Annotated in this window: 25 protein-coding genes and 1 tRNA gene; 14 read left to right on the plus strand and 12 right to left on the minus strand. The window is 62.2% G+C overall.

Annotated features, from left to right (window positions below):
• Positions 1 to 98 precede the first annotated feature (98 nt).
• The 5 genes from ABAC460_RS29640 (at position 99) to ABAC460_RS29660 (ending at position 5,169) form a co-directional block, all read left to right on the plus strand.
• Positions 99 to 848 carry an enoyl-CoA hydratase-related protein gene (locus tag ABAC460_RS29640; protein ID WP_023452234.1) on the plus strand — a complete coding sequence of 250 codons (750 nt, stop codon included), beginning with the start codon at positions 99 to 101 and terminating at the stop codon, positions 846 to 848.
• A 153-nt stretch (positions 849 to 1,001) separates the two neighbouring features.
• The gene (locus ABAC460_RS29645) at positions 1,002 to 1,532 is read left to right on the plus strand and encodes a GNAT family N-acetyltransferase (protein WP_023452235.1); all 531 of its coding nucleotides are present in this window, start codon (positions 1,002 to 1,004) and stop codon (positions 1,530 to 1,532) included.
• A 160-nt stretch (positions 1,533 to 1,692) separates the two neighbouring features.
• Complete coding sequence (locus tag ABAC460_RS29650; protein ID WP_023452236.1) at positions 1,693 to 2,910, plus strand: CCA tRNA nucleotidyltransferase; 1,218 nt, start codon at positions 1,693 to 1,695, stop codon at positions 2,908 to 2,910.
• Between the two features lie 103 nt (positions 2,911 to 3,013).
• A complete protein-coding gene (locus ABAC460_RS29655; RefSeq protein WP_023452237.1) occupies positions 3,014 to 4,141 on the plus strand; it encodes a M23 family metallopeptidase in 1,128 nt (375 codons plus the stop codon).
• Between the two features lie 305 nt (positions 4,142 to 4,446).
• Positions 4,447 to 5,169, plus strand: a complete 723-nt coding sequence (locus ABAC460_RS29660; RefSeq protein ID WP_023452239.1) for a type 1 glutamine amidotransferase — start codon at positions 4,447 to 4,449, stop codon at positions 5,167 to 5,169.
• Here the strand turns inward: ABAC460_RS29660 and hemF are convergent.
• The 7 genes from hemF to ABAC460_RS29695 all read right to left on the minus strand — a co-directional run bounded on the left by hemF (position 5,166) and on the right by ABAC460_RS29695 (position 11,440).
• A complete protein-coding gene (gene hemF / locus ABAC460_RS29665) occupies positions 5,166 to 6,050 on the minus strand; it encodes an oxygen-dependent coproporphyrinogen oxidase (RefSeq protein ID WP_023452240.1) in 885 nt (294 codons plus the stop codon). The two genes, ABAC460_RS29660 and hemF, sit on opposite strands and share 4 nt — an antisense overlap.
• A gap of 51 nt (positions 6,051 to 6,101) precedes the next feature.
• Positions 6,102 to 6,749: a 3-oxoacid CoA-transferase subunit B gene (locus ABAC460_RS29670; RefSeq protein WP_023452241.1), complete on the minus strand. Its 648-nt coding sequence runs from the start codon at positions 6,747 to 6,749 to the stop codon at positions 6,102 to 6,104.
• Complete coding sequence (locus ABAC460_RS29675) at positions 6,749 to 7,468, minus strand: CoA transferase subunit A (protein ID WP_023452242.1); 720 nt, start codon at positions 7,466 to 7,468, stop codon at positions 6,749 to 6,751. The genes ABAC460_RS29670 and ABAC460_RS29675 overlap by 1 nt, the downstream gene beginning before the upstream one ends.
• 133 nt (positions 7,469 to 7,601) lie before the next feature.
• Positions 7,602 to 8,822, minus strand: coding sequence for an NAD(P)/FAD-dependent oxidoreductase (locus ABAC460_RS29680; protein WP_023452243.1), 1,221 nt, complete (start codon positions 8,820 to 8,822; stop codon positions 7,602 to 7,604).
• A complete protein-coding gene (locus ABAC460_RS29685) occupies positions 8,822 to 9,739 on the minus strand; it encodes a bifunctional 5,10-methylenetetrahydrofolate dehydrogenase/5,10-methenyltetrahydrofolate cyclohydrolase (RefSeq protein ID WP_023452244.1) in 918 nt (305 codons plus the stop codon). The genes ABAC460_RS29680 and ABAC460_RS29685 overlap by 1 nt, the downstream gene beginning before the upstream one ends.
• Before the next feature lie 43 nt (positions 9,740 to 9,782).
• On the minus strand, positions 9,783 to 10,598 hold the full coding sequence (hutG, locus tag ABAC460_RS29690) for an N-formylglutamate deformylase (RefSeq protein ID WP_023452245.1): 816 nt from the start codon (positions 10,596 to 10,598) through the stop codon (positions 9,783 to 9,785).
• 41 nt (positions 10,599 to 10,639) lie between these two features.
• Entirely contained in the window at positions 10,640 to 11,440 is an 801-nt protein-coding gene (locus ABAC460_RS29695) for a glycoside hydrolase family 16 protein (RefSeq protein WP_023452246.1), read from the minus strand.
• Positions 11,441 to 11,558: 118 nt separating this feature from the next.
• On the opposite strand from ABAC460_RS29695, the gene ABAC460_RS29700 reads away from it, so the two are divergent.
• Positions 11,559 to 13,361 (plus strand): monovalent cation:proton antiporter-2 (CPA2) family protein, encoded by a 1,803-nt coding sequence (locus ABAC460_RS29700; RefSeq protein WP_023452247.1) that lies wholly within the window; start codon positions 11,559 to 11,561, stop codon positions 13,359 to 13,361.
• 2 nt (positions 13,362 to 13,363) lie between these two features.
• On the opposite strand, the gene ABAC460_RS29705 is transcribed toward ABAC460_RS29700, so the two are convergent.
• The 4 genes from ABAC460_RS29705 to ABAC460_RS29720 all read right to left on the minus strand — a co-directional run bounded on the left by ABAC460_RS29705 (position 13,364) and on the right by ABAC460_RS29720 (position 14,748).
• Positions 13,364 to 13,651 (minus strand): type II toxin-antitoxin system RelE/ParE family toxin, encoded by a 288-nt coding sequence (locus ABAC460_RS29705; protein WP_023452248.1) that lies wholly within the window; start codon positions 13,649 to 13,651, stop codon positions 13,364 to 13,366.
• Positions 13,651 to 13,887, minus strand: coding sequence for a CopG family ribbon-helix-helix protein (locus tag ABAC460_RS29710; protein ID WP_023452249.1), 237 nt, complete (start codon positions 13,885 to 13,887; stop codon positions 13,651 to 13,653). The genes ABAC460_RS29705 and ABAC460_RS29710 overlap by 1 nt, the downstream gene beginning before the upstream one ends.
• A 54-nt stretch (positions 13,888 to 13,941) precedes the next feature.
• Positions 13,942 to 14,016, minus strand: a tRNA-Val gene (locus ABAC460_RS29715).
• Positions 14,017 to 14,037: 21 nt separating this feature from the next.
• The gene (locus ABAC460_RS29720) at positions 14,038 to 14,748 is read right to left on the minus strand and encodes an HAD-IA family hydrolase (RefSeq protein ID WP_023452250.1); all 711 of its coding nucleotides are present in this window, start codon (positions 14,746 to 14,748) and stop codon (positions 14,038 to 14,040) included.
• A 78-nt stretch (positions 14,749 to 14,826) separates the two neighbouring features.
• On the opposite strand from ABAC460_RS29720, the gene glmU reads away from it, so the two are divergent.
• From glmU to ABAC460_RS29760, 8 genes are all read left to right on the plus strand, one after another.
• Positions 14,827 to 16,194 (plus strand): bifunctional UDP-N-acetylglucosamine diphosphorylase/glucosamine-1-phosphate N-acetyltransferase GlmU, encoded by a 1,368-nt coding sequence (glmU, locus tag ABAC460_RS29725; protein ID WP_023452251.1) that lies wholly within the window; start codon positions 14,827 to 14,829, stop codon positions 16,192 to 16,194.
• On the plus strand, positions 16,191 to 16,883 hold the full coding sequence (gene rpiA / locus ABAC460_RS29730; RefSeq protein WP_023452252.1) for a ribose-5-phosphate isomerase RpiA: 693 nt from the start codon (positions 16,191 to 16,193) through the stop codon (positions 16,881 to 16,883). The genes glmU and rpiA overlap by 4 nt, the downstream gene beginning before the upstream one ends.
• Positions 16,884 to 17,147: 264 nt before the next feature.
• Positions 17,148 to 18,518: a glutathione-disulfide reductase gene (gorA, locus tag ABAC460_RS29735; protein WP_023452253.1), complete on the plus strand. Its 1,371-nt coding sequence runs from the start codon at positions 17,148 to 17,150 to the stop codon at positions 18,516 to 18,518.
• Complete coding sequence (locus ABAC460_RS29740; RefSeq protein ID WP_023452254.1) at positions 18,515 to 19,846, plus strand: O-antigen ligase family protein; 1,332 nt, start codon at positions 18,515 to 18,517, stop codon at positions 19,844 to 19,846. Before gorA ends, ABAC460_RS29740 begins: the two co-directional genes overlap by 4 nt.
• A gap of 155 nt (positions 19,847 to 20,001) precedes the next feature.
• The gene (locus ABAC460_RS29745) at positions 20,002 to 21,375 is read left to right on the plus strand and encodes a class II 3-deoxy-7-phosphoheptulonate synthase (protein ID WP_023452255.1); all 1,374 of its coding nucleotides are present in this window, start codon (positions 20,002 to 20,004) and stop codon (positions 21,373 to 21,375) included.
• Between the two features lie 60 nt (positions 21,376 to 21,435).
• Positions 21,436 to 23,529 carry a S9 family peptidase gene (locus ABAC460_RS29750; RefSeq protein ID WP_023452256.1) on the plus strand — a complete coding sequence of 698 codons (2,094 nt, stop codon included), beginning with the start codon at positions 21,436 to 21,438 and terminating at the stop codon, positions 23,527 to 23,529.
• A 56-nt stretch (positions 23,530 to 23,585) separates the two neighbouring features.
• A complete protein-coding gene (locus tag ABAC460_RS29755) occupies positions 23,586 to 24,983 on the plus strand; it encodes an MATE family efflux transporter (protein WP_023452257.1) in 1,398 nt (465 codons plus the stop codon).
• Positions 24,984 to 25,004: 21 nt separating this feature from the next.
• Positions 25,005 to 25,772, plus strand: a complete 768-nt coding sequence (locus ABAC460_RS29760) for an SDR family NAD(P)-dependent oxidoreductase (RefSeq protein ID WP_023452258.1) — start codon at positions 25,005 to 25,007, stop codon at positions 25,770 to 25,772.
• Here the strand turns inward: ABAC460_RS29760 and ABAC460_RS29765 are convergent.
• Positions 25,769 to 26,095, minus strand: coding sequence for a YnfA family protein (locus ABAC460_RS29765; RefSeq protein ID WP_023452259.1), 327 nt, complete (start codon positions 26,093 to 26,095; stop codon positions 25,769 to 25,771). The two genes, ABAC460_RS29760 and ABAC460_RS29765, sit on opposite strands and share 4 nt — an antisense overlap.
• Between the last annotated feature and the right edge of the window lie 3 nt (positions 26,096 to 26,098).

Here is a 26,098-nt window from a genome sequence, read left to right on the forward strand (position 1 = left end):
ATATGTCCATAGCAAGGCAAGTCTCACCGCGATGTCACGGTTGCCATCATCTGCGACTTACGTTAACGTTCACGTAAACTAAATGCGCGGAGGCGGAAATGGACATTGTCACGGAACGGGAAGGCGGGGTTTTGACCCTGCGGCTGAACCGCCCGGCCAAGAAGAATGCCCTGACACGCGCCATGTATACCGATCTGGCGCAAGCCCTGAGCGACGCCGGCGATGATGACGCCATCCGCGCGGCGGTCATTGTGGCGGAAGGCGACGACTTCTGTGCCGGCAATGACATCGTCGATTTCGCCCAGGGGCTGGCCGAGCTGCAAAGTGAAAATCTTGAAGCCGCGCCGGTTTTCCGGTTCCTCAAGGCCCTGACCTATTTCCCCAAGCCGCTGGTCGCTGGCGTCCAGGGCCAGGCGGTCGGCGTCGGCGTCACCTTGCTGCTGCATTGCGACCTGGTGGTCGCTGACGAGGGGGCGCGGCTTCGCTTGCCCTTCCTTCAGTTGGGGCTGGTGCCGGAGGCGGGGTCGACTCTGTTGCTGCCGCAGCGTATCGGCCATGCTCGCGCCTTCGAATGGTTGTCGCAGGGCGCCCCGGTGATGGCGGGCCAGGCGCAGGCGTGGGGCCTGGTCAATCGCGTCGTGGCGAAGGACGCCGTCGCGGCGACGGCGAGTGAATTGGCCCGCAGCCTTCTCAAGCTGTCGCCGGCGGCGGTGCGCCACACCAAAGGCTTTATGCGCGATCCGGATCAAGTCTGGCAGGTGGTCCAGGCGGAAGGTCAGGTTTTCCGGCAACTGCTCACCAGTCCGGAAGCCATGGCTGCGTTCTCGGCCTTCCTCAACAGGTCATGAAATTTAAGCGAAACAAGCTCTTACTTACGGTATTTGTCACATTCGGACGCATAAATTGCACGCATTTTGCCGTATATTGATTTGACCTGAACTGCTAACCGGCATATCCCCGCTGTACCTGACGGGGGATGACCATTTATATCGGGGGCGCATTTGGCTCTGGATACACTGACTTTGGACTATGTGATTGGCCTCGAAACGCCGCAAACTGCGGATCGCGTTATCGAGCTGACGGACCGTGTGTTCGGTCCCGGACGATATACCAAGACGGCAGAACGCCTGCGTGAAGGCTCGGATCCGGTCCACGATCTCAGCTTTGCCGCCACGACGGGTCCAAAAGGCCATGAGCGTCTGCTGGGTTCGGTGCGCATGTGGCCGATCTTCATCTACGACGAAGATAACAATATCAAGGAACCCCTGGTTTTTCTGGGGCCGATCGTGGTTGAACCGACCCACCGTGGTCTCGGAATCGGCAAGAGCCTGGTCCGCGCCTCGGTCGATGCGGCCTTCCAAAAGGGCCTGCGCGCCGTGCTGCTGGTTGGGTCGCAATCCTATTTCAAGCCGTTCGGCTTCGACCTGGCCCAGGGCATCGACATGCCGGGACCCGTGGACCCCAAGCGCGTTCTGATCCGCTATCGCGATGAAGGTCTGAATTTCCATGGCCGAGTTGTTAAAGTCATCTGACATTGAAGCCTGTTTGCAAATCCGTCAGGCTGGCCTGCAAAGTGCCGTTTTCTGCGCTTCCGGTGCTTACGTACTTGAGTACGCTCCGCTCCGGTTCTCGAAACCAGCCCTTTTCGGCTCAGCCTGACGGATTTTCAAAACAGCCTCTTGGGACGCGGGCATGACTCGTATCCTCCTCACCGACAGTATGAACGCGCCCGGCAGCCGGGCCGTATTCGCCGCCTTGGAAGCCCGGGGCGGGAAGGGCTGTGTCCGGTTTGTCGGCGGCTGTGTGCGCAACGTCCTGCTGGGCGTGCCGGGCAGCGACCTCGATCTGTCGACCCAATTGGCGCCCGACGATACCGAAGCGGCTCTGGAGGCCGCCGGCATCCGCAACGTGCCGACCGGAAAAGACTACGGCACCATCACCGCCGTGGTCGACGGCGAGCCGTACGAGATCACTTCGCTGCGCGAGGACGTTGAGACCGACGGCCGCCGCGCCGTGGTCAAGTACACCACCGACTGGGCGAAGGACGCGGAACGCCGCGACTTCTACGTCAATGCGCTTTATGCCGATATCGACGGCCAGGTCTACGATCCGACCGGCCATGGCCTGGACGACATCGCCGCGCGCCGGGTGCGGTTCATCGGCGAGGCCGAGTCCCGCATCCGCGAAGACTATCTGCGTATCCTGCGCTTCTTCCGTTTCACCGCCGGCTATGCCGCCGGGATTGATCCGGGTTCGCTGGACGCCTGTATCGCCCTGCAGGCCGGTATCGACGGCCTGTCGGGCGAGCGCATCTTCGGCGAAACCTTCAAGACCCTGGCCCTGGCCGATCCGTTGCCGGCCTTCGAAGCCATGCAGGCCGGCGGGCTGCTGGCGCGTGTCCTGCCGGGATGGACCCTGACCGGCGACCGCCTGCCCGAATTGAAGGCCATGGTCGCGATCAGCGACGATCCGGAACGGCGCCTGATGGCGCTGGTCGATAGCGGCCTGGGTCTGGAGGCCGGTGATATCAAGGCTTTGCAGGGGCGGCTGAAGTTTTCGCAGGCGATCTGCGAGCGGCTTATCAAGGCCGGCGAGGTCATCGGTCATCTCGAAGCGGCCGAGGCCGGCGATATCGCCCGGCTGATCTACCGCCATGGCCGTCCGGCCGTCGAGGACGCCGTCCTGCTGGCGGCGGCACACGATGACCGCCGGCCGGGCGTCCTGATGCAGCTGATCGGTGAACTGGATGTGCCGGTGTTTCCCCTCAAAGGGGCCGACCTGATCAAGCTGGGCCTGCAGCCGGGGCCGGAACTCGGCCAGAGGCTGAAACAGATCGAGGCCGACTGGCTGGCGGCGGATTTTTCGCAAAGCGTGATCGACGCAGCGCTGGCCGGACCACCGCGGGTGTGATAGGCCATTACGACCGGTGGTAAGGGGGCGTCCGAGGCCGCCATCGGCTGTATCCTGACATTCTGGCGTTGCATTTTCACGACTCTGTCTGAGGAGAGACGACATGACCCGTACCCTTATCGGCGCGGCGACCCTTGCTGCCCTGCTTTTTGCCGGCACTGCCGGCGCCCAGTCCTACGAGATGCCTTTGCACGGCGAAGACCTGGCGCCCGGAGAGCGCTACCGTACCGACACCCATGCCGCCGGCATCCAGGCCCAGGGCCGCGACATCACAGCCCGGCGGTGGCTGGGCGATGGCAAATGGTCGGGGCTGAAAAGCGGCGTCGATGCCGACGCCAATGCCAAGAACCCGAAGAACAGCGCTGACCTGATCTATGGCGACGCCATCTACGCCATGGAGGACGGCGAGGTCGTCGGCTGCTGGGCCAATGCCGTCGAAAATCCCCGGCCCAAGCGCGGCGATGAAGACGGCGACATGGCCAACCCACCGTGGATTGCCCAGGATCTGAAGGACGGACTGATCGCCGGCGGCGGCAACCATATCTGGGTGCTGCAGACCAACGGCGTCTATGCCCTCTACGCCCATGCCATTCCAGGTTCGATCCCCAGCAGTGTCTGCCCCAACCGGGCGGTACGCTTCCCGAAGAAGGTTAGCTACAGCGCCCGCTGGCCCGACGTCCACCCGACGGTGGAAATTGCCCCAGGTTCACGGCCCAAGGTCAAGAAGGGCCAGAAGCTGGGCCTGGTCGGTAATTCGGGTTCATCGACCGGGCCGCACCTGCATGTCCATATGGAAAAGGACGCCAAGCCGCAACCGATGAACTTCGCCCGCGGCATGACCACGCCGATCGTTGACGCGACCGATATCAACGGGCCGTGGACGCCGCTGAAGGGCAAGCCGCTGCCGGAAGGCAAGATTCTGGTCTGGCCGGCCCATTCGCTGGGGGCGAAACTGACCTGGAACGGTACCGCCCAGGGCGATTTCCAACGTACCTTCGATCACTTCGCCGACAGTAGCTACTGGATGGATACGATCGTGTGCAAGGTCAGCAATGGCAAGATCAGCTACGACACGACCTGGTCGCCGGCGAAGAACGGCTGGTTCGGCTGGTTCGGGATCAGCGAGGCCAGCTACAACGCCAAAAAGGCCGATGCCGAGTCCAAGGGCATGAAGGAAACCTGGCACAATATCTGTAACGGTTCGCACTCGGCCATCTTCAAGAAGGTCTGATCGGAATTGAGGTCTTAGTTGAAATAAAAGCGAATATTTTTATTACCTTACACCTCCCCGCTATGCGGGGAGGTGGATCATTTGCCGTAAGCAAATGAGACGGTGGGGGATTTGGCCCGCTGTGACCTACCGCAGCCACCGACTCTCCGCACCCGGATTAACCCCTTGGAAACCGAAGCGGTTAATCATCGTCATAAAGCGTGATGAAGCTCACCCTTGACGCACCTGCGAAATAGAACATCTTAAAGGTCTCGAGGCCCGGATTTTGCATCCGCTTGAGTAGCTTGTAGACCTTTGGGACGGTCATGCGTAACGAATATATCGCCATCCTGGAAACCGGAGTGCCGCCGGCGGGACTGGATCAGACCTACGGCACCTATGCCGACATGTTTGCCACCCTGCTGGCGGACGAAGGGCGCACCTTCAAGACCTTCCGCACGCTGGAAGGTGAACTCCCCGTACAATGTGAACACCTGCGCGGCGTGGTCATCACGGGCTCGCCGTCGGGCGTCTATGAAAGCGATCCGTGGATTGCCGGCCTGATCGACTGGCTGCGGGATCTGGACGCTTCCGTGCCGGTGGTGGGGATTTGTTTCGGCCACCAGGTGATGGCTCAGGCCTGGGGTGGTCATGTCGAAAAGTCGCACAAAGGCTGGGGTGTCGGTTTACACGAATACAGCATCGAAGCCGCCGATTTGTGGCACGACCTGCTGGGTCGGCCGGCTGATGACAAGGCCATTCGCGTCGCCGTCACCCATCAGGACCAGGTGGTGAAAAAGCCCGACAGTGCCGTCGTCCTGGCCGGATCGGAATTCACGCCGCACGGTGCGCTCTACTATACCGACCGCAAGGGGCTGTCGTTCCAGTGTCACCCGGAGTTCTGTGAGGACTTCGCCAGCGACCTGCTGCTCAGCCGCCGCGGCATCCGTATCGATGCCGCCCTGGTCGACCACGCCGTCGAAACCCTGAAGAAGCCGTCCAGCCGTAGTCAGGTTCTGGGCGCGATTTCGCGCTTCCTGAGCGTTTAGGGCCACTTTACCACAGGCGGCATGGACGACATGATCGAAGCGACATTGCCGCCGGTCTTGAGCCCGAACAGAGTGCCGCGGTCGTACAGCAGGTTGAACTCGACATAGCGGCCACGCTGGACCAGTTGCGCCTCGCGCTCGTCCTCGTTCCACGGCTGGTCCAGCCGGCCACGCACGATCTGCGGATAGATATCCAGGAAGGCCTGACCGACCGCCTGGGTAAAAGCGAGGTCGGTATCGTGATCGCCGCTGTTCAGGTGGTCATAGAAGATGCCGCCGACGCCGCGCGGTTCATTGCGGTGAGGCAGGTGGAAATACTCGTCGCACCAGGTTTTGAAGCGTTCGTAATAGGCAGGATCGAACCGATCGCAGGCGGTCTTGAAGGCGCCATGGAACCGCACAGCATCCGGCGCGTCCTGATGCCGGTCAGCCGCCATCAACGGCGTCAGGTCGGCACCCCCGCCAAACCAGGTCTTGGTCGTGGTGATGAAGCGGGTGTTCATATGCACCGCCGGCACATGCGGATTGTGCATATGGGCGATCAGCGAAATGCCGGTCGCGAAGAAACGCGGATCTTCTGCGGCACCCGGGATTGACTTGGCGAACTCCGGCGAGAAGGTACCGTGCACGGTCGAGATGTGCACTCCGACCTTTTCGAACAGGCGGCCTTTCATGACCGACATCTCACCACCGCCGCCTTCGGCCCGGTCCCATGGTGTGCGGACGAAACGGCCGGTTTCGCCGCTGTACAGCGCGGCGGGCGCGTCGTCCTCAAGGGCTTCGAACGCGGCGCAGATCTGGTCGCGTAAGGAGCGGAACCAGGCGGCGGCGGAGGTCTGGCGGTCGGTCAGGGTTTCGGCGGAGAGGGCAGCTTCGGTCATGGCGCCGCTATAGACCGCTACGCCGCCTCAGAAAAGCGCTGAATTGCCGCATCAACCGTGCAACGCCACCTCATAGGCCGCCTCGGTTTTCGAGGCGATCTCCTCCAGGGTCACTTCGGGCGCCAGTTCGACCAGCACCAGGCCGGAACCGTCCGGCTTGACCTCGAACACGCCCAGATTGGTGATGATCAGATTGACCACACGTGTCCCGGTCAGCGGCAGGGTGCAGGCCTTCAGCACCTTGGATTCGCCGTGCTTGTTGGCGTGCTCCATGACCACGACGACCTTCTTGACGCCGGCGACCAGGTCCATGGCGCCGCCCATGCCCTTGACCAGCTTGCCCGGGATCATCCAGTTGGCGATGTCGCCGTTTTCTGCAACTTCCATGGCGCCCAGGATGGTCAGGTTGATGTGGCCGCCGCGGATCATGGCGAAGCTGTCCGACGACGAGAAATAGGCCGTCTCATCCAGTTCGGTGATGGTCTGCTTGCCGGCATTGATCAGGTCGGGGTCAACTTCGTCATCATACGGGAAGGGGCCCATGCCCAGCATGCCGTTTTCCGACTGGAAGGTGACGGTCATGCCTTCGGGAATGTGGTTGGCAACCAGCGTCGGAATGCCGATACCCAGATTGACGTAATAGCCGTCCTGCAGTTCCTTCGACGCGCGCTCGGCGAGTTGATCACGAGTCCAGGGCATCAGATGCTCTCCTTGGTGCGGACAGTACGTTGTTCGATCCGCTTCTCAAAAGTCGCCTGCACGATGCGGTCGACATAGATGCCAGGCGTGTGGATATTGTCGGGATCCAGCGAACCGACCGGAACGATTTCCTCGACCTCGGCGACGCAGACCTTGCCGGCCGTGGCCATCATCGGGTTGAAGTTGCGCGCCGTCTTGCGGAAGACCAGGTTGCCGCGGGCATCGCCCTTCCACGCCTTGATAATGCTCAGATCGGCGACCAGGCCGGTTTCCAGCACGTACTGGCGGCCGTTGAACTCTTTGATTTCCTTGCCGTCGGCGACGATGGTGCCAACGCCTGTCGCGGTATAAAAGCCCGGAATACCGGCGCCGCCGGCGCGGATGCGCTCTGCTAATGTGCCTTGGGGATTGAACTCCAGCTCCAGCTCGCCAGCCAGATATTGCCGCTCGAACTCTTTATTCTCACCGACATAGGAGCTGATCATCCTGCGGATCTGGCGGGTGGTGAGCAATTGCCCAAGGCCGAACCCATCGACACCGGCATTGTTCGAGATGACAGTCAGGCCGGAGGCGCCGCTGTCGCGCAGGGCGGCGATCAGGTTTTCCGGAATTCCGCACAGGCCGAAACCGCCGGACATGACGGTCATGCCGTCGAAGGTCAGGCCTTCCAAGGCGGTTTTGGCGTCGGGAAAGACTTTGGGGGAGGTGGTGGTCGGCATCAGGTCCCTCTTATGTTTTGAGGTGATGTAGCGTTGTTAGCAGGCGAAGTCACGCAGATTTTGAACGATCGTTGAAATTCTGCGTGTTCGCTTTCGGGGCGAATTAAGCGCAATTTTGTGCGCTGCGAAAGAACTATTTTGCCAGATAGGGTTTCAGCGAGGCTTCCGCATCGGCGACGATGGCTTCGTCGACAGCGACACCCTTGGCGATCAGCAGCTTGGCGGCCATGAAATCGGCCGGGCGGCTAACGCATTCGGCGGTCAGGACGCGGTTGCCGCCGTTCAGATGGAAGACGCTGAACGATCCCGCCGCCGGATCGCCGCGCACCACTGCGCGGGTGTCGGGGCGCAGCAGGCCGGCGATCTGCAGTTTGAACTCGTACTGGTCCGACCAGAACCACGGCGTCTCCACCACCGGCGGTTTGTAACCGGTGATGGCGGCGGCGGCCTGCTTGGCCTGCTCCAGTGCGTTGGGCACGCTCTCAAGGCGGAAGCGGCCGTCATAGAAGGGCAGGGTGCGCGACGTCACGTCGCCCAGGGCGAAGACATTGGCGCGCGATGTCCGGGCTTCGGTATCGACCACAATACCGTTGGCGCAGTCGATCCCCGCCGTCTGAGCCAGGTCGTCGGCCGGCAGAGCGCCGATCCCGACCAGCAACAGGTCGAAGGCGTGGGTGCGGCCATCGGCGAGATGCACGATCTTGTCGTCGCCCGCACCCAGGGACAGTTCTGTCACGAAGGCTTCGGTAATGAAACGGACGCCGCGGCCGAGATGCATGTCGGTGAAGAAGTCCGACAGGGCGCGCGAAGCCACACGGGCCAGGATGCGCGGCTCGCGTTCGAAGATGGTGACTTCGCAGCCGAGATGCCGCGCCGACGCGGCAACCTCCAGGCCGATATAGCCGGCGCCGATCAGGCCGATGCGATGACCGGGCTGCAGCGCACCTTTGAGTCTTTCGGCGTCGTCCAGCGACCGCAGCAAGTGGTGCGGCACGGTCTGGGTACCGGGGATATCGAAGGGCCGTGCCTTGGAACCGGTGGCCAGGATCAGGTGGTCAAACGGAAGGTTTTCACCATCGCTCAGAGCGACATTATCGCTAGAAATAGCGTTAACACGTATGTTTAACCGTGTCGTAATGCCTTGATCCGGATAGAAGTTTTCATTTCGTAGGTACACGTCATCCAGGCCGGCATCGCCCTTCAGCCAGGCCTTGGACAGCGGCGGTCGTTGGTACGGCAGGTAGGGTTCAGCGCCTACAAGCGTGATGCTATCCTCGTAACCGTACTGGCGCAGGAAGCCCGCGGCGGCCCCTCCGCCGTGGCCGGCGCCGATGATGACGACCCCGCCAGCCATTACACGCCGTCCGGAATGGCCAGGCCGTTCTGCAGGCAGAAGGCCTTGATGGTGTTGTTCAGCAGGCAGGCAATGGTCATCGGCCCGACGCCCTTGGGAACCGGCGTGATGGCCAAGGCATTGGCCTTGGCGGCCTCGAAATCGACATCGCCAACGACCTTCGACTTGGAGCCCTCCGGCGTCTCGACCTGGATGCGGTTGATGCCGACGTCGATGACATAGGCGCTGTCCTTCACCCAGTCGCCCTTGATGAAGTGGGCGCGCCCGACGGCGGCCACCAGGATGTCCGCTGACCGGCAGACCTCTGCCAGGTTCTGGGTGCGCGAATGGGCGATGGTGACGGTGCAGTCCTGGGCCAGCAGAAGCTGGGCCATCGGCTTGCCGACGATGTTGGAGCGGCCGACGATGACGGCATTCTTGCCGCGCAGCGTATCGCCGAACTTTTCGGCGGCGTCTTTCAGCAGCATCAGCGAGCCCAGCGGCGTGCACGGCACGATGCCGTCCAGGCCAACGGCCAGCCGGCCGGCATTGGTGACATGGAAGCCGTCGACGTCCTTGTCGGGGTTGATGGCGTCGATCACCTTCAGAGACGACATGTGCGCCGGCAGCGGCAGTTGCACCAGGATGCCGTTGACGACCGGGTCGCGATTGAGCTCATCGACCAGACGCAGAAGCTCGGCTTCGGAGGTGGTGTCGGGCAGGCGGAGGGTGCGCGATTCCATCCCGATGGCCTGGGTCTGCTCGCCCTTGTTCTTGACGTAGATCTGCGATGCCGGGTCTTCGCCCACGATGACCACGACAAGGCAGGGCGTCTTTCCCGACACTTCCTGTAAACTGGAAACGTGCTCGGCCAGCCGGTCGCGCAGGGATTTGGCGTAGCCGGCGCCGTCGATGATATGACCGCGGGTGGTGAGCATGAAGGCCCTTCCGTCAAAAGACACTTCCAGTAATTTGGAAGTTTTACAGCGCCAGCAAAAGTGCGTCGATCAGCGGGCGCAGGGCCCGCGACAACGGTGCGGCGCGGGCCTCGTCATACAGGTGAGGGGTGTCCGAATTCAAGTAGCAATCCTGGACAATTTCGATCTGGATCGCATGCACCTTATGCGCCGGATCGCCGTAGTGCCGCGTCGTGTAGCCCCCCTTGAAGCGGCCATCCAGAACATGGCTGTAATCGTCCTGGCCGTTGCGCCAGGTATTCAGCGCCGCCAGCAGCGACGCGCCGGCGGTGGCGCCGCCATTGGCGCCGAAGTTCAGGTCGGGCAGGCGGCCTTCGAACAGCGAAGGAATCTCCGGCCGGATGGAGTGGCAGTCGATCAACAGGGCGCGGCCGTGGCGGGCGACGGCGCGGTCCAGGGCATGCCGCAGCTGGGCATGGTAAGGGGCATAATAGGTGTCGCGGCGATCGACGACCTCGGCCGCACAGGGATCGTGGCCTTCCGGATAGAGCGGATTGCGGTCGAAGTCGGTCAGCGGACACAGGCCGGTCTCGAACTTGCCCGGATACAGGTTGCCGCCTTCCGGATCGCGGTTCAGGTCGATGACATAGCGCGAATGGGTGGCGAACAGGGTGGTCGCGCCCAGAGCCGGGGCGAAGTCGAACAGGCGATGGACGTGGAAGTCGGTTTCCCGGATCGCCCGCCCGGTCTCGGTCATGGTGCGCGCGATGTCGAGCGGAATATGCGTGCCGACGTGGGGCGCCGCGAAGACCAGCGGGCCATCGCCCTCGCGATAGTCGAAGAGCGGGAATTCATCCGGACGCGGAGCAAGGGCGGGCATGGTTTCATTTGAACCTGTCCGCGCTGCCGGTGTCAAGGTGATTACTTCTGATAAACCCGTACGTAGTCGATCTCGAACTTCGTCGGGAAGACCGTATCGTCGATGCCCTGCTGGCCGCCCCAGTTGCCGCCGATGGCCGTGTTCAGGATCAGATATTCCGGCACATCGTAAGGCCAGACCTCCTTCGACGCATTCTTCGGGCGTTCGCGATGGTAATAGGCCTTGCCGTCCAGCAGGAAGGTGATGGAGTCCTTCGTCCATTCTGCCTGGTAGTTATGGAAGGCCGTGCACGGATCGGCCAGTTCGGTCTTGCCGCCCTGGGGCGCGCTCTTGGCGACAGTATCCGGCGAATGGGTGTTGCCGTAGATGGTGGTGGCATCGAAGCCGACATATTCCATGATGTCGATCTCACCGGTCGCCGGCCATTGCCCGTTGCCCAGCAGCCAGATGGCCGGCCATTGACCACGGCCGCACGGCAGCTTGGCGCGGATGTCGAAGAAGCCGTAGGTCCAGTCGGCACGGCCACGTGTCACCAGCCGCACCGAGCTGTAGTGCTGTCCGCCCCAGTCGGCCATCATGCTGAGGTCGTCCTTGCGCGCTTCGATGATCAGGTTACCGTTTTCGATGCGGCTGTTTTCAGCGCGGTGGGCCGAATAGTATTGCGCTTCGTTGTTGTACCATCCGGTCTTGTTGACGGTGACATCGTAATCCCATTTGGCGGGATCGGGCGCCGTGCCTGTGTCGAACTCATCCGACCATACCAGCTTGTAACCGGTGGGGGCTTGCGCCGCGGCGGCGGACGCCATGGCAGCCATGACGGCGGCAACGAGAATGGATTTCATGGTGGTACTCCCTGACGTTTTCGCCAGTTTTGCAGTTTTACGCCTGGCGAACAAGCGCAACCCTTGCGCTGTGCCTCTCAGGCCCTAGATTAGGGCCCGGCGATTCAGGAGAGACGGCATGGATTTCAACGTATTGTTGGGTGTTTTCGTTTTCCTGGTCGCGGGCTGCTTCGTCGTGCCGATCGCCCAGCGGCTGAAGCTGGGTTCGGTCCTGGGCTACCTGATCGCCGGGATCATCATCGCGCCGTTCATCTCGGGCATTGTCGGTGATTCCGAGCGGGTGATGCACTTCGCCGAGTTTGGCGTCATCATGATGATGTTCCTTATCGGTATGGAGCTGGAACCCGCCATCCTGTGGCGGTTGCGCAAATCCATCCTGGGGCTGGGTGGGCTGCAGGTCGTGCTGACGTCGCTGGGACTCATGGCGGTCGGCATGGCGCTGGGCTTCACATGGCAGGCCTCGCTGGCTGTCGGCATGGCGCTGGCCATGTCGTCGACCGCCCTGGTCATGCAGATGCTGCGGGAAAAGAACCTGACCCATTCCCTGGTCGGGGAAACTTCGTTTGCCGTGCTGCTGTTCCAGGACATGGCGGTCATCCCCATCCTGATCATCATCCCGCTTCTGGCAGCGGCTGGCGTCCATACCGAAGCTTCACACAGCTTAATCGCGTCCTGGCCGGCGTGGCTGCAGCCGGTCGCCGTGGTGGCCGTCATCGCCGCCGTTATCGCCGCGGGCAAGTACGGTTCGCGCTACATCTTCCAGGTTATCGCCCGCGCCAACCTGCGCGAGGTCTTCACCGCCGCCTCGCTGGGCCTGGTGATCGGTGTCACCCTTCTGATGGAACTGGTCGGCGTATCGCCAACGCTCGGCGCCTTCTTGGCCGGGGTGGTTCTGGCCAATTCGGAATACCGCCGCACGATTGAGACCGATATCGAGCCGTTCAAAGGCCTGCTGCTGGGGCTGTTCTTTATCTCGGTCGGCATGGGGATGGACTTTACGATCCTGGCCCAGAACCCGTTCGGCATGATCGCCGCCGTGCTGGGCCTTATGGTGGTAAAGGGGATCATCCTGTTTGTCCTGGCCGAACGGTTCGGCGTCGGCGGGGCGCAGGGCCTGGGCCTGGCCATCGGCCTGTCGCAGGGGGGCGAATTCGCCTTCGTATTGCTGAACCTGATCGGTGGTCAACTGCATATCATCGACCCGCAAACGCAAAGGTTCGTGACGCTGGTCGTGGCGCTGTCGATCGGAATGACGCCGATCCTGGTGGCGCTGTACAGCAAGTTCATCCTGCCGCGCTTCCTCAGCCAGTTGCCGGAGCGCGAATACGACACGATCGACGAGCACCATCCGGTGATCATCGCCGGTTTCGGCCGCTTCGGCCAGATCGTCGGCCGTTTCATGATCGGGCAGGGTATCGCGGTCACCGTGCTGGAAAAGAACCCGGACCAGATTGAGCTGCTGCGCAAGTTCGGCTCGAAGGGCTATTTCGGTGACGCCACGCGGCTGGACCTGCTGCGCTCAGCCGGTGCCGACGAAGCGCGGATGCTTGTCGTGGCGGTGGACGACGCCGACAGCGCGCTGGAGATCGTCAAGCTGGCCAAGGCGCACTTCCCGAAGCTGAAGGTGTTCGCCCGGGCGCGTAACCGGCGCCACGCCTATGAGCTGGATCGGGCAGGGGTGGATTACTATCACCGCGAGACGCTCGATTCTTCGCTGGCCTTGGCGCGTGAGGCGATGGTGACCCTGGGCCGAGACCGCGCCGAGGTCGAACGCAAGGCGCGGTTGTTCCTGGAGCATGATATCGTGACCTTGAAAAAGTCGTTCGACTTCTTCGACAGCGAGCCCGACCTGATCAACTTCGCCAAGCTCAGCCGTGAGGAGCTGGAAGGGATCCTGCGCGAGGACAAGCAGGACGGATAGGCCTATCCGAAGTAGGCGGGCCATTCCCGTGCGCCGTGAACGACGGCCAGGACTTCAATTTTCGAGGTGATGCGATAGGCGATGATATAGCGAGTTTGAGGAACGACCCATTCGCGCGTTGCGTCGATTCGACCGGGACGTCCGGCCATGGGGTTGTTGGGCAGGGTGGTGTCGACGCTTGAGAGAATATCGGCGACCAGACGATACGCAGCGCGTGGACTATCCTGTGCGACATAGTCCTGAATTTGGTCGAGATCTTCGAGCGCCGGTTTGGTCCAGGCGACCTGCATCAGGCGTCGCGATATTTGTTTTTTACGCGTTCGACGTCGGCTTCACTCGCAAAATCGCCGCGTTCCGCTGCTGCAATACCCCGAGCTACTTTCTTCAGAAATTGCTCCTGCCATTCCAAAGAGTGGCCATTTTCCAGCGCATCCGAGATGACGTCAGCCGCCGACCGCCCAGAAGCGGTCGAGAGGGCGTCGATACGCGATTGCAATTCAGGTGTAAGATTTAGGTCGAGCGGCATGCGAAAATTATCGCACGATAGCGTTCGGTTTTAAACGAAAATATGAAGGGGAAATGGTGGACGCGACAGGGATTGAACCTGTGACCCTTCGCGTGTGAAGCGAATGCTCTCCCGCTGAGCTACGCGTCCATCCAATGGGGAGCGAGGCTTCTAGCGTGACGCTTCGCCCGTGGCAAGCCGGTTTTGCGAATTTATGCACGCTTTCACCGCCGCCACGAAATCGTGGTAGTGATCGATGAACACGTCGGCGGCCAGTTCGCGGATCGGTCCTTCGGAATAGCCGAAGGTGACCAGGATCGACGGCACGCCGGCGTTTTGCGCCGTCAGGAAATCGGTTTCGCTGTCGCCGATCATAATAACCTTACGGATATCGCCGCCCATGTCATCGATACAGGCCTGCAGGTGGCCCGCCGCCGGCTTCTTGGCTTCGACAGAGTCCGAGCCTCGGTTGCTGCCGAACCGCTTGGTCAGGCCCAGCTTCTCGATCAGCAGCACCGACAGGCGCGTATGCTTGTTGGTGCAGACGCAGAACCGCGCGCCCATGGCTTCCAGCTCGTCCAGGGCTTCGACCAGGCCGTCGAACGGCCGGGTCAGGGCGTCTATATCGACCTCGTACAGTTCCAGCAGCCGCGCCAGCAGTGGTGCTTCGTCCTCCGGCGCCAGTGGATGGCCCGCCAGCCGGTAGGCCCGGCGCAGCAGTTCCATGGCGCCACGGCCGATCATCGGGCGGGCTTCGTCGAGGTGGAACGGCGTGATTCCCTGCTCTTGCAGCACCTTGTTCAGGGCCGAAATGATGTCCGGCGCGCTGTCGACCAGGGTGCCGTCCAGATCGAAGGCCAGAATATAGCCGTTCAGGTCCATTTTACCCTCATTACGCTTTGTTTTGTGGAGGCTTTGGGCTAAATCGGCGCCCAGCGCAACGCAAGAAGAGTCGTGGTAATGCAAAAAAGCCCTCCCACCGGCCGGGCCGCCGTCATCCTCGCCGCCGGCCAGGGGACGCGCATGAAATCTCCCGTGCCCAAGGTGTTGCACAAGATCGGCGGCCGCACCATGCTGGACCGGGCCATCGATGCCGCCTTCGAGGTCGGCTGCGAGCGGGTCATCGTCGTCGTCGGCAACCATTCGCCATCGGTGCGCGCCACCGCCGAAAAGCGCGTCGGCGCTGCCAATATCGTCGTTCAGGATCCGCCCCAGGGTACCGGCCATGCCGTCAATGTGGCGCGCGAGGCGATGAAGGATTTCGACGGCACGGTCATTGTCACCTATGGCGACAGCCCGCTGATGGCGGCCAAGGTGTTGGAACCGGTTTTCACCCTGGCTGCCGCGTCGGACATCGCGGTGTTGGGCTTTATCGCCCATGATCCCGGCGCCTATGGCCGGCTGGTGCTGGATGGCGACCGTTTGAACGAGATCGTCGAGGCGCGCGAGGCCAGCAAGGAGCAGTTTGCGATCAAGGCTTGCAATTCCGGCGTCCTGGCGTGCGATCGTGAACTGCTGTTCTCGTTGCTCAGCGACGTGAAGAACGAGAATTCCAAGGGCGAATATTACCTGACCGACATTGTCGGCCTGGCCAAGGCGCGGGGGGGGCAGCCGCGCGTCACCATGGCTCAGGAGCATGAGGTTCTGGGCGCCAACAGCCAGGCCGAATTGGCCGTCATTGAAAAGGTGTGGCAGGACGGGGTCCGCCGCAGCTTCATGGACAATGGCGTGCACATGCCGGCGCCGGAAACGGTCTTTTTCAACTGGGATACCCAGGTCGAGGTCGGTGTGATCATCGAACCCAATGTGGTGTTCGGCGATGGCGTCCATGTTGCTTCGGGTGCGGTGATCCGGGCGTTTTCGCACCTGGAAGGCTGTAAGGTGGGCGAGGGCGCTTTGATCGGTCCCTATGCGCGTCTGCGTCCGGGGGCGGATATCGGCAGGGACGCTCATATCGGCAACTTCGTTGAGGTCAAGAACGTCACGGTGGGCGAAGGCGCCAAGGCCAATCACCTCAGCTATCTCGGCGATGGTTCCGTGGGGGCGGGGGCCAATATCGGCGCCGGCACCATCTTCTGTAACTACGATGGCTTCTTCAAGCATAAGACGGTTGTGGGGGAGCGCGCCTTTATCGGCTCGAACACCTCCCTGGTGGCGCCGGTGACCATCGGCCATGGCGCGATTACGGGTTCGGGGTCGGTGATCACCCAGGACGTGCCGCCGGATGCCCTGGCTTTGACGCGCGCGCCTCAGGTAGCCAAGGAAAGCTGGGCGGCGGCCTTCCGTGAGAAGAAACTGGCTGAAAAGGCCGCCAAGGGTAAGTCATGACGGTTGATGAACAAAAAGAAGCGGTCGGTGAGGCCGCGCTCAAGTACGTAAAGCCCGGCATGAAGGTTGGCCTGGGCACGGGGTCGACAGCGGCCTGGTTCGTCAAGGCCGTCGCGCGCGAGGTGGCGGCGGGGCTGAAACTGACCCTGGTGTCGACGTCGGTGCAGACGACGCAACTGGCCGAAAGCCTGGGTTTGGTGATCAAGGACATCAACGATGTCGGCACGCTGGACCTGTGCGTCGACGGCGCCGATGAGGTCGGCGAAGGCCTGGCCCTGATCAAGGGCGGCGGTGGCGCGCTGTTGCGGGAGAAGCTGATCTGGGAGCAGGCGAAAACCTGTGTGGTCATTGCCGATGCCGCCAAGCATGTGCCGGTATTGGGCAAGTTTCCGCTGCCGATCGAGGTCGAGCCGTTTGCCTGGAAGGGCACGGTCAACCGGATCAGCGATGTGCTGGTCGAGTTCGATATCGATAAGTTGCCTGTCATGCGGAAAAAGGACGGCCAGCCATGGATTACGGATGGGGGCAACCTTATCTTCGACGTGGCGTGCGGACGGATCGAGGATCCCAGCGGGTTGGGCGCGGCTCTGAAGTCGGTGACGGGGGTGGTCGATCACGGCCTGTTCCTGGACCTGGCCGAGGTGGCGCTGATCGCGACTCCGGACGGCGTCAGGGTTGTCCAACCGTAAGGTTTCTAGTCACGAAAAACACGAATAAGAAAGTAAGGTTTGACCACGAACCACACGAACAGACACGAACGAGCGCAAGGGCGCTCAATAAATTCTGATACACCTGAGTGTGCTTTCTTTCTTGTTCGTGTCTGTTCGTGTGGTTCGTGGTTGAAAATACCGGTCTTAAAGCCGTTTTGCGGCGTCAAGCATGTCCTGAAGTCCGTGTTTTTCGTGGCTAAAAACAAAACAGAGGCCGCAAACGCGGACCAACAAGGGTAAACCATGGCCGAGTACGACTACGATCTGTTTGTGATAGGCGCCGGCTCCGGCGGGGTTCGGGCTGCAAGGCTGGCCGCCAATATGGGCCTGAAGGTCGGCGTTGCCGAAGAAGACCGCCCCGGCGGCACCTGCGTCCTGCGCGGCTGCGTCCCCAAGAAGTTCATGGTCTATGCTTCCGAAGTGCCGTCCAATATCGACTATGCCCGCGGCTTCGGCTGGGACGTGCAACTGGGCGACTTCAACTGGCATCAGTTCAAGACCCATAACCAGGCCGAGGTCACCCGCCTGTCCGGCATCTATGGCTCCAACCTGGCCCGCGCCGGCGCCGAACTGATCCCATGCCATGCCGGGTTCAAGGACGAACACACCCTTATTCTCACTCAGGGCGGCGCGACCCGCGAAGTGACGGCGAAGACCATCCTGATCGCCACCGGCGGCTGGCCCTTCCTGCCGCAGCATTGCCCCGGTGTGCTGGAACACGCCCTGACCTCGAACGACATGTTCGAACTGCCCGAACTGCCCAAGAAAATGGTGATTGTCGGCGGCGGTTATATCGCCGTCGAATTCGCCGGCATCATGAACGGCCTGGGCGTTGAAGTCACCCTGATGTACCGCGGTGAGAAGATCCTGCGCGGCTTCGACAGCGATGTCCGCGACCACCTGACCGCCGAAATGAAGCTGCGCGGCATCACCATCCTGACCGGTGTCGATCCGATCAAGCTGCATACCGAAGGTGACGACACCATCCTGCACCTCAACAACGGTGAGACCTTCACCACAGGTAAGGTGATGTATGCTTCCGGCCGCAAGCCCAAGACCGAGGGCCTGAACCTGGACGTGCTGGACATCAAGGTCGATGTTCACGGCGCTATCCCGGTTGACGCTTTTTCGCGCACCGCCGTCCCGCATATCTTCGCCATCGGCGACGTTACCAATCGGGTCAATCTGACGCCGGTCGCCATCCGCGAGGCTGTGGCCTTCGTCGAGACCGCGTTGAAGGACAATCCGGTCGCCTACGACCACGGCAATATCCCGACGGCGGTCTTTTCGCAGCCAGAGATCGGGACTGTCGGCCTGAGCGAAGACGACGCCAAGGCCAAGGGCATCGTCTACGACGTCTACCAGACGCGCTTCCGGCCGATGAAGACGGCCTTTGTCGGTGGCGAAAGCCGAACCTTCATGAAGCTGATCGTCGAGGCCGAAAGCGATATCGTCATTGGCTGCCATATTGTCGGCAACGACTCGGGCGAAATGATCCAGTTGGCGGGCATCGCCGTCAAGGCGCGGCTGACCAAGGCCCAGTGGGACGCCACCTGCGCCGTTCATCCGACCGCGGCGGAGGAACTGGTGACCATCAAGGACAAGCGGCTGTGACGGCAAAAGGCGTGTGGGAAGCGGTCAAGGCGCATTATGCCGAATGGTGGCTGCTGTTTGGCCTGACCTGGCTGCCGATTTTTGCCTGGGTGGTGCCGACCGCGCTCCCGGCCATGCTGTTCATCTGGGGCATTCCGCTGCTGGTCTATCTCGGCCGTCTGAAGCGGTTCTGGCCGGCGGCAGCCATCACCGGCGCCATGGTCGTGTTGGGCTTCCTGCGTTCGGAATTCATGGTTGACCTGCTGGCCGGCAAGGGACTGGCCGTGGCGTTTGCGACCAAATACTGGTTCGCACCGACCTTTGCCTGGCTGGTGTCCTGGGCGGTGATCGCCGGTTTCGACGGCCTGCCCGACGAACAGGCGCCGCGCCTGGCCACTTGGTTCGGCTGGCTGATGATCGGCCTGTCGGTGGTCCAGGTCTTGGAAAGCCTCAGCCATATGGGGCTGCGCACCGGCATGAACAACGCCTTCGCGGCCGCCGGCACACCCGCCCTGGATGCGTCGCTGCCGGAAATGCTGATCGTCCATATGATCAACTGCAATGTCTATTTGACCCTGCTGTTCTGGCCCCTGGCCTTCTGGTTCGAACACCGCCGGCAATACGGCCAGATCGTCGTGCTGGCTATTGCCGTGGTGGCCGGGGCGATTGCGTCGGACGCCAATGCTCACCTGCTGGCCATGGTAGCCGGTGGCATCGTCTTCTTCGCCGTCCGCTATTGGCCCAAGGCCTTGCAGCGTTTCGCGCCGCATAAACTGCTGGCCGGGCTGAGCGCGGCCACCGTGCTGGTCCTGCCCTTGGCGGTCTATGGCGCGATACGGTCCGGCCTGTTCCAGCATATCAAGACCAACTTCTTGCCGTCCTGGGCGGCGCGGCTCGACATCTGGACCTATACGGTCGAACAGACCCTGGCTCATCCGTTCTGGGGGCTGGGCTATGAGACCGCCCGTACATTCGATCCGCACATCCCCAACCATCCGCACAACCTGTCGCTCCAGGCCTGGATGGAACTGGGCGTGCCCGGTCTGGTGCTGCTGGCCGCCCTATGGTTGGCGATCTTCTGGCTGTCAGGCCCTAAGGGCGGTTATGGCGAAGCCCAGGACGACGGCCTGCGCGACATCGGCGCGCCGGAGGTGGTGACGCCCCGGACGATGACCGTGCGCCAGCGCGCCACGCCCTATATCCTGGCGGCGGCATCGGGCTATTTCGTCATCAACCTGGTCAGCTATGGCCTGTGGCGGTCGTGGTATTACTGCCTCGGCGCCGTGCTGGTGGCCATCTTCCTTCTGGTCCTAAAGGCGGCAGATCAGCCGATAAAGTTACGGACTTAACTATAACCGCTGGAATTTACAGTCTTTTTCAAAAAGACAGCGTTGTCGGTATGGGTTTTGCAGTTGAAACCCGGCGTCTGAATGCGTAAATTGGCGGCTTAGGTGGACGCGCCCTACATTCTGTCGGCACGAACACTGCGTGGAATACAATGACAATGAACAAAATCTGGTCTCCGAAGGACTGGCGCCAAATGCCGGCCCTGCACATTCCCAGCGACTACCCCGACGCGCAGGCCCTGACCGCCGTCGAAGGCGAACTCGCGACCCTGCCGCCGCTGGTCTTTGCCGGCGAGGCGCGCCGTCTGACGACCGCGCTGGGCCAGGTCGCGCAAGGTAACGCCTTCCTGCTGCAGGGCGGTGATTGCGCCGAAAGCTTCAAGGAATTCTCGGCCGATAATATCCGCGACACCTTCCGCCTGATCCTGCAGATGGCCATCGTCATGACTTTTGCCGGCGGCCGTCCGGTGGTCAAGGTCGGCCGCATCGCCGGCCAGTTCGGCAAGCCGCGCTCGTCCCCGATCGAGACCATCGATGGCGTCACCCTGCCGTCCTATCGCGGTGACAATATCAACGGCATGGACTTCACGCCGGAGTCGCGCATTCCCGATCCGCAGCGCCTGCTGAAGGCCTACCATCAGTCGTCGGCGACGCTGAACCTGCTGCGCGCGTTTGCGAACGGCGGCTATGCCGACCTGTACAATATCCATAAGTGGACCCTGGGCTTCGTGTCCGGTTCGCCTCAGGGCGAACGTTACAAGGCCCTGGCCGAGAAGATTTCCGAGACGCTGAGCTTCATGTCGGCCATCGGCATCACCTCGGAAAGCCACCCGTCGATCCGCAGCGTCGATGTGTTTACGTCACACGAAGCCCTGCTGCTGAACTTCGAGCAGGCTATGACCCGCGTCGATTCCACCTCGGGCGATTGGTACGACACCTCGGCCCACATGCTGTGGATCGGTGAGCGTACGCGTCAACTGGACGGCGCCCACGTCAACTTTATGAAGGGCATCAAGAACCCGATCGGCGTCAAGTGCGGCCCGACCATGGAACCCGATGACCTGGTCCGCCTGATCGACGCCTTGAACCCGGAGGCCATTCCGGGCCGCCTGACCCTGATCGGCCGTTTCGGTTCCGACAAGGTCGCTGAGCGCCTGCCGAAACTGATGGCGGCGACGCGCAAGCACGGCGTGCCGGTGGTGTGGTCGATCGACCCGATGCACGGCAATGTGGTCAAGGCCGCCAATGGCTACAAGACCCGGCCGTTCGACCGTATCCTGTCGGAGGTGCGTTCCTTCGTCGATATCGCGGCCAGCGAGAGCGTCCACCCGGGCGGCATGCACCTGGAAATGACCGGCCAGAACGTGACGGAATGCACCGGCGGCGCCTTTGCCCTGTCGGAAGAGGATCTGCGCGACCGGTACCACACGCACTGCGACCCGCGCCTCAATGCCGATCAGGCTCTGGAACTGAGCTTCCTGGTGGCCGAGCGCCTGCACGCGTTGAAGGACAAGGCCGTCAAGGCGGCCTGAGCGCTTCCCACAGGCGAATGAATATGCAAGTCTCCGGTGAAACCACCGGAGACTTTTTTCATGCGCATGATCCTGATGACCGCGGCAGCCTTGCTGGCGTTTCCGGCGATGGCGGCGGAGCCCCCGGTGGCAAAAAAGGTGCCTTATGAGGTCAAGGCGCCGTTCGGCGCCGTGCGCAACGACGACTATTACTGGCTGCGCGACGACACCCGCAAGAACGAGGAGATGCTGGCCTATCTGCGGGCGGAAAACGCCTATGCCGATACGGTCCTGGCTGACAGCAAGCCGCTGGCGGAAACGCTGTACAAGGAAGTCACCGCCCGCCTGGTACCCGACGATGCCAGCGTTCCGTATCTGAAAGGCGGCTACTGGTACTATACCCGCTATGTCGCCGGGAAGGACTATCCGGTCGTCGCGCGGCGCAAGGGCGAGATGACGGCGCCGGAAGAAATTCTGCTGGACCAGAATGCGATGGCGGAAGGCAAGGGCTATTTCCGCGTCGGCGCCTGGACGGTCAGCCCCGACAAGACGAAGATCGCCTGGGCCGAGGATACGGTCGGCCGTGGCCAGTACGGCCTGAAGGTCAAGACGATCGCCACAGGTGAAATCCTCGACGCCAAGGTCAGCAATATCGAGGATATCGTCTGGTCCGACGACAACGCGACGATCTTCTATATCGACAAGGATCCGGTGACTCTGTTGTCCAAGCGGGTCAAGGCGCATGTGATCGGCAGCGAAGCGGCGGCGGACCGCCTGGTCTACGAAGAAGCCGACGACAGCTATTACATCTCGCTGGGCCGCACGACTTCCGACGAGTATGTCTGCATCTATCTTCATGCGACCGTCAGCGACGAGCAGCGCTGCGCGCCGGCCGTAGGCGGAGACTTTGCCGTCATAGCCCCGCGTGAACGTGAGTTCCTGTACACGGCCGATCATGTCACCGGCCGCTGGGTGATCCGCACCAACTGGCAGGCGAAGAACTATCGCCTGATGACCCAGGCCGACACATTGGGCTTCGGCGATCGGTCGAAATGGACCGATCTGGTCGCGGTTAGCGACGATGTTTTCATTGAAAACTTCCAGCCCTTCGACGGCTTTGTCGCCATCGAGGAGCGGGTAGGGGGCAATAAGCGCCTGCGTACCCTGACCATGGCGGGCGTGTCGACGCCGGTTAAAAGCGATGAGCCGGCCTACGTCATGGGGCTGAACGTCAATCCCGATCCGGCGACGGATTGGGTTCGCTATTCGTATGGTTCGCTGACCACGCCGGACACCGTCTATGAGACCAATGTCAAGACCGGTGAGCGCCGCACCCTGAAGGTCCAGCCGGTGCCGGGCTATGATGCCTCGCAGTACACGACCGAACGGGTCTGGGCCACGGCCCGCGACGGCACCAAGATTCCGGTTTCGCTGGTCTACAAGAAGGGCTTCAAAAAGGACGGCACAGCGGCCGTCTATCAGATCGGTTATGGCGCCTACGGGGCGTCGTCCGACCCGTCGTTCAACCCGATGTTCCCCAGCTTGCTCGACCGCGGCGTTGTGGTGGCGATAGCCCATATCCGCGGCGGCCAGGAGATGGGCCGGCAGTGGTACGACGATGGCCATCTGATGAACAAGATGAACAGCTTCACCGACTTCATCGACGTCACGCGCTACCTGGTCGACCAGAAATTCGCCGCGCCGAAGCGCGTGGCCGGTTTCGGCCGCAGCGCCGGCGGGTTGCTGATGGGGGCGGTGGCCAATATGGCGCCGCAGGATTACGGTGTCATCGTCACCCAGGTGCCCTTCGTCGATGCGGTGACGACCATGCTGGACGCCTCGATCCCGCTGACCACCAACGAATACGACGAGTGGGGCAATCCGGAACAGAAGCCCTTCTACGACTATATGATGACCTATTCGCCGTACGATAATGTCACGGCCCAGGCCTATCCGCCGATCTATGTCTCGACGGGTTTGTGGGACAGCCAGGTGCAGTACTACGAGCCGACCAAGTGGGTGGCGAAACTACGCGCGACAAAGACGGGCGATGCGCCCTTGGTCTATCGCGTCAATATGGAGGCCGGCCACGGTGGCAAGTCGGGCCGCTTCCGTCGCTGGGAGGAACTGTCCGAGGCCATGGCGTTTGCGATGAAGCAGTTGAAGGTGGAGTAGCTGCCAGTTCCTGACCGCGATTGCCCTATACTGCGACTTCGGTTACAGGAGCGACCATGTCGGGATTGCGATCACTGTTGAACCCTGAGGTAAGGGCGGCGTTTGCCGCCCTTTATCGTCTGTCATGGCCGGTCGTCCTGTCGCGCCTGGGCTTCATGCTGATGGGGCTGATGGATACCCTGGTCGTCGGGCACTATTCCGCCGCCGAACTGGGCTACCACTCCCTGGCCTGGGCCCCGACCAGCGTCTTTCTGGTGACCTCCATCGGCTTGCTGGTCGGGGTGCAGGTCAAGACCGCCCACTTCGTCGGTGCCGACGAACCGCATCGCATCGGCGGCGCCTTTCAGCGCGGCATGGTCTACGCCATCATCCTGGGCTTCCTGTCGATGATCCTGCTGGTCCTGGCGGGACCGGCCCTTCTGAAGGCCACCATCCAGCCCGGCATCGCTACGGGCGCCTCCGGGCCGCTGATCGTCTTTGCTTTGTCCATGCCGTTCTACATGCTGGCCGTGGCCGGTTCGGAATTCCTCGAAGGCCTGGGCAGGACCCGGCCCGGCATGGTCTTCACCTGGAGCGGCAATGTCGTCAACGTCGCCTTGCTGCTGGTCCTGGTGCCCGGCATCGTCAAGATTCCCGGCATCGACAGCGATGGCGCCATGGGGGCCGCCATCTCGACCCTGGTGGCGCGAATCCTGGTGACCATCGCCATCCTGGCCTATGTCTTCACCCTGAAACAGGTGAAGACCTACAACCTGCTGGGCCGTCATGCCCCGGATCCTCAGGGCGCGCGCGAACAGCGCCAGATCGGTTATGCCGCCGGCGCCTCCTATTTCATCGAAGTGACGGCCTTTGCCGCCATGACCTTTTTCGCCGGCCGGATTTCCGAAGCCGCCGTTGCCGTCTGGGCAATTATCCTGAACTTCGCCAGCCTGGTCTTCATGGTGCCCATGGGGCTGGCCATAGGTTGCTCTGTCCTGGTCGGCCGCGCCTATGGCGCCGAAGACTCCGCCGGCATGGCGCGGATGGGTCGGGTCAGCTTCCTGTCGGCAGCTGGTTTCATGATGCTGGTCGTGCTGACCGTGCTGACAGGATCGTCGTGGCTGGCGGCCGGCTATACGTCGGATGCCGCACTGATCACCGGCGTCCAGGCGGCGTTGCTGCTGTCATGCCTGTTTTTCGTGCCCGACGGTGTCCAGGTGGTTGCCGCCCAGGCTTTGCGCGCCCGCCACGATGTCTTGATCGCGCCGGTGCTGCACTATGTTAGCTACGGCCTGTTCATGCTGCCTTTGGGCTATCTCTTCTCGCTGCACTGGGGGCAGGGCGTGCCAGGCCTGATCTATGCCTGCGCCGTGGCGAGCTGGATCTCGGCGACCCTGCTGGTGGCGCGGTTCTTCTGGCTCGACAAAAAAGCGGCAGCCCTCTCGACAGACGCCGCCTGCGCACCTAATAAGTAATATAATTACAAGGAGGCGACGATGCTGGATGATTTGCAGGGCAAGCTGGTTTTGATCACGGGGGCCAGCACCGGCATTGGCGCGGCCGTCGCCCAGGCCTTTGCCGCCAAGGGCGCCAGGGTCGCCATCCACTACAATTCCAGCCGTGACGCCGCGCAGACCGTAGCCGACCTGATCGGGGCTGACGGTGGCGAAGCCCATCTGATCCAGGCCGACCTGATGAACGCGCCCGACAGCGTCCGCGACGTCGTCGCCGAAGCCGGACATAAACTCGGCGGGTTGGACATCCTGGTCAACAATGCCGGCGCCCTGGTGGCGCGCAAGCTGCTGATGGAGTGGGATGACGGCTTCTACGACAATGTCATGGACCTGAACCTGCGCTGCGTCATCGCCGGCACCCAGGCGGCCGTTCCGCTGATGGAAGCGCGTGGCGGCGGAGCCGTGATCAATGTCGGCTCGATCGCCGGCAGCAATGGTGGCGGTCCGGGCTCAGGCCTTTATGCCACGGCCAAGGCGGCGGTGCACAACCTGACGCGCCATATGGCGACCGACCTGGCCAAGAAGAACATCCGGGTCAATGCCATTGCGCCGGGTGTGATTGGTACGCCGTTCCATGCGATGACCCCGGCCGATCGAATGGAGGCCATGCGCAACTCGGTGCCCATGGGCCGCGTCGGCACGCCGGACGATTGCGTCGGACCGGTCCTGTTCCTGGCGTCTGCGATGAGCGGCTACGTCACCGGCCAGATCCTGCACGTCAATGGCGGCCAGTACTACGGCGGCTCCTAAGCCGACCGCGGACCGAATAGGATCATCGCCGACCCGGCCAGGCACAGCACCAGCCCGCCCAGGTCCCAAAGATCGGGACGCTGCTTTTCCATCAGCCACATCCAACCGATCGACGCGGCGATATAGATGGCGCCGTAGGCTGCATAGGCCCGGCCGGCGGCCGAACTGTCGATCAGAGTCAACAGCCACGCGAAAGCGCCTAGGCATAGCGCGCCGGGCACCAGCCACCACGGCGACCGGCCCAGCTTCAGTACGGCCCACAGGCTGTAGCAGCCGGCGATTTCGCAGAGGGCGGCCAGGACATAGACGGCAAGGGCTTTCATGTC

Origin of the sequence: Asticcacaulis sp. AC460, assembly GCF_000495795.1 — a bacterium.
Taxonomy (GTDB): Bacteria; Pseudomonadota; Alphaproteobacteria; order Caulobacterales; family Caulobacteraceae; genus Asticcacaulis.

Coding starts and splice junctions, on each gene's coding strand:
- ABAC460_RS29640 (WP_023452234.1), top strand. CDS start 99: ATGGACATTGTCACGGAACGGGAAGGCGGGGTTTTGACCCTGCGGCTG.
- ABAC460_RS29650 (WP_023452236.1), top strand. CDS start 1,693: ATGACTCGTATCCTCCTCACCGACAGTATGAACGCGCCCGGCAGCCGG.
- ABAC460_RS29655 (WP_023452237.1), top strand. CDS start 3,014: ATGACCCGTACCCTTATCGGCGCGGCGACCCTTGCTGCCCTGCTTTTT.
- ABAC460_RS29660 (WP_023452239.1), top strand. CDS start 4,447: ATGCGTAACGAATATATCGCCATCCTGGAAACCGGAGTGCCGCCGGCG.
- hemF (WP_023452240.1), bottom strand. CDS start 6,050: ATGACCGAAGCTGCCCTCTCCGCCGAAACCCTGACCGACCGCCAGACC.
- ABAC460_RS29670 (WP_023452241.1), bottom strand. CDS start 6,749: ATGCCCTGGACTCGTGATCAACTCGCCGAGCGCGCGTCGAAGGAACTG.
- ABAC460_RS29675 (WP_023452242.1), bottom strand. CDS start 7,468: ATGCCGACCACCACCTCCCCCAAAGTCTTTCCCGACGCCAAAACCGCC.
- ABAC460_RS29680 (WP_023452243.1), bottom strand. CDS start 8,822: ATGGCTGGCGGGGTCGTCATCATCGGCGCCGGCCACGGCGGAGGGGCC.
- ABAC460_RS29685 (WP_023452244.1), bottom strand. CDS start 9,739: ATGCTCACCACCCGCGGTCATATCATCGACGGCGCCGGCTACGCCAAA.
- hutG (WP_023452245.1), bottom strand. CDS start 10,598: ATGCCCGCCCTTGCTCCGCGTCCGGATGAATTCCCGCTCTTCGACTAT.
- ABAC460_RS29695 (WP_023452246.1), bottom strand. CDS start 11,440: ATGAAATCCATTCTCGTTGCCGCCGTCATGGCTGCCATGGCGTCCGCC.
- ABAC460_RS29700 (WP_023452247.1), top strand. CDS start 11,559: ATGGATTTCAACGTATTGTTGGGTGTTTTCGTTTTCCTGGTCGCGGGC.
- ABAC460_RS29705 (WP_023452248.1), bottom strand. CDS start 13,651: ATGCAGGTCGCCTGGACCAAACCGGCGCTCGAAGATCTCGACCAAATT.
- ABAC460_RS29710 (WP_023452249.1), bottom strand. CDS start 13,887: ATGCCGCTCGACCTAAATCTTACACCTGAATTGCAATCGCGTATCGAC.
- ABAC460_RS29720 (WP_023452250.1), bottom strand. CDS start 14,748: ATGGACCTGAACGGCTATATTCTGGCCTTCGATCTGGACGGCACCCTG.
- glmU (WP_023452251.1), top strand. CDS start 14,827: ATGCAAAAAAGCCCTCCCACCGGCCGGGCCGCCGTCATCCTCGCCGCC.
- rpiA (WP_023452252.1), top strand. CDS start 16,191: ATGACGGTTGATGAACAAAAAGAAGCGGTCGGTGAGGCCGCGCTCAAG.
- gorA (WP_023452253.1), top strand. CDS start 17,148: ATGGCCGAGTACGACTACGATCTGTTTGTGATAGGCGCCGGCTCCGGC.
- ABAC460_RS29745 (WP_023452255.1), top strand. CDS start 20,002: ATGAACAAAATCTGGTCTCCGAAGGACTGGCGCCAAATGCCGGCCCTG.
- ABAC460_RS29750 (WP_023452256.1), top strand. CDS start 21,436: ATGCGCATGATCCTGATGACCGCGGCAGCCTTGCTGGCGTTTCCGGCG.
- ABAC460_RS29755 (WP_023452257.1), top strand. CDS start 23,586: ATGTCGGGATTGCGATCACTGTTGAACCCTGAGGTAAGGGCGGCGTTT.
- ABAC460_RS29760 (WP_023452258.1), top strand. CDS start 25,005: ATGCTGGATGATTTGCAGGGCAAGCTGGTTTTGATCACGGGGGCCAGC.
- ABAC460_RS29765 (WP_023452259.1), bottom strand. CDS start 26,095: ATGAAAGCCCTTGCCGTCTATGTCCTGGCCGCCCTCTGCGAAATCGCC.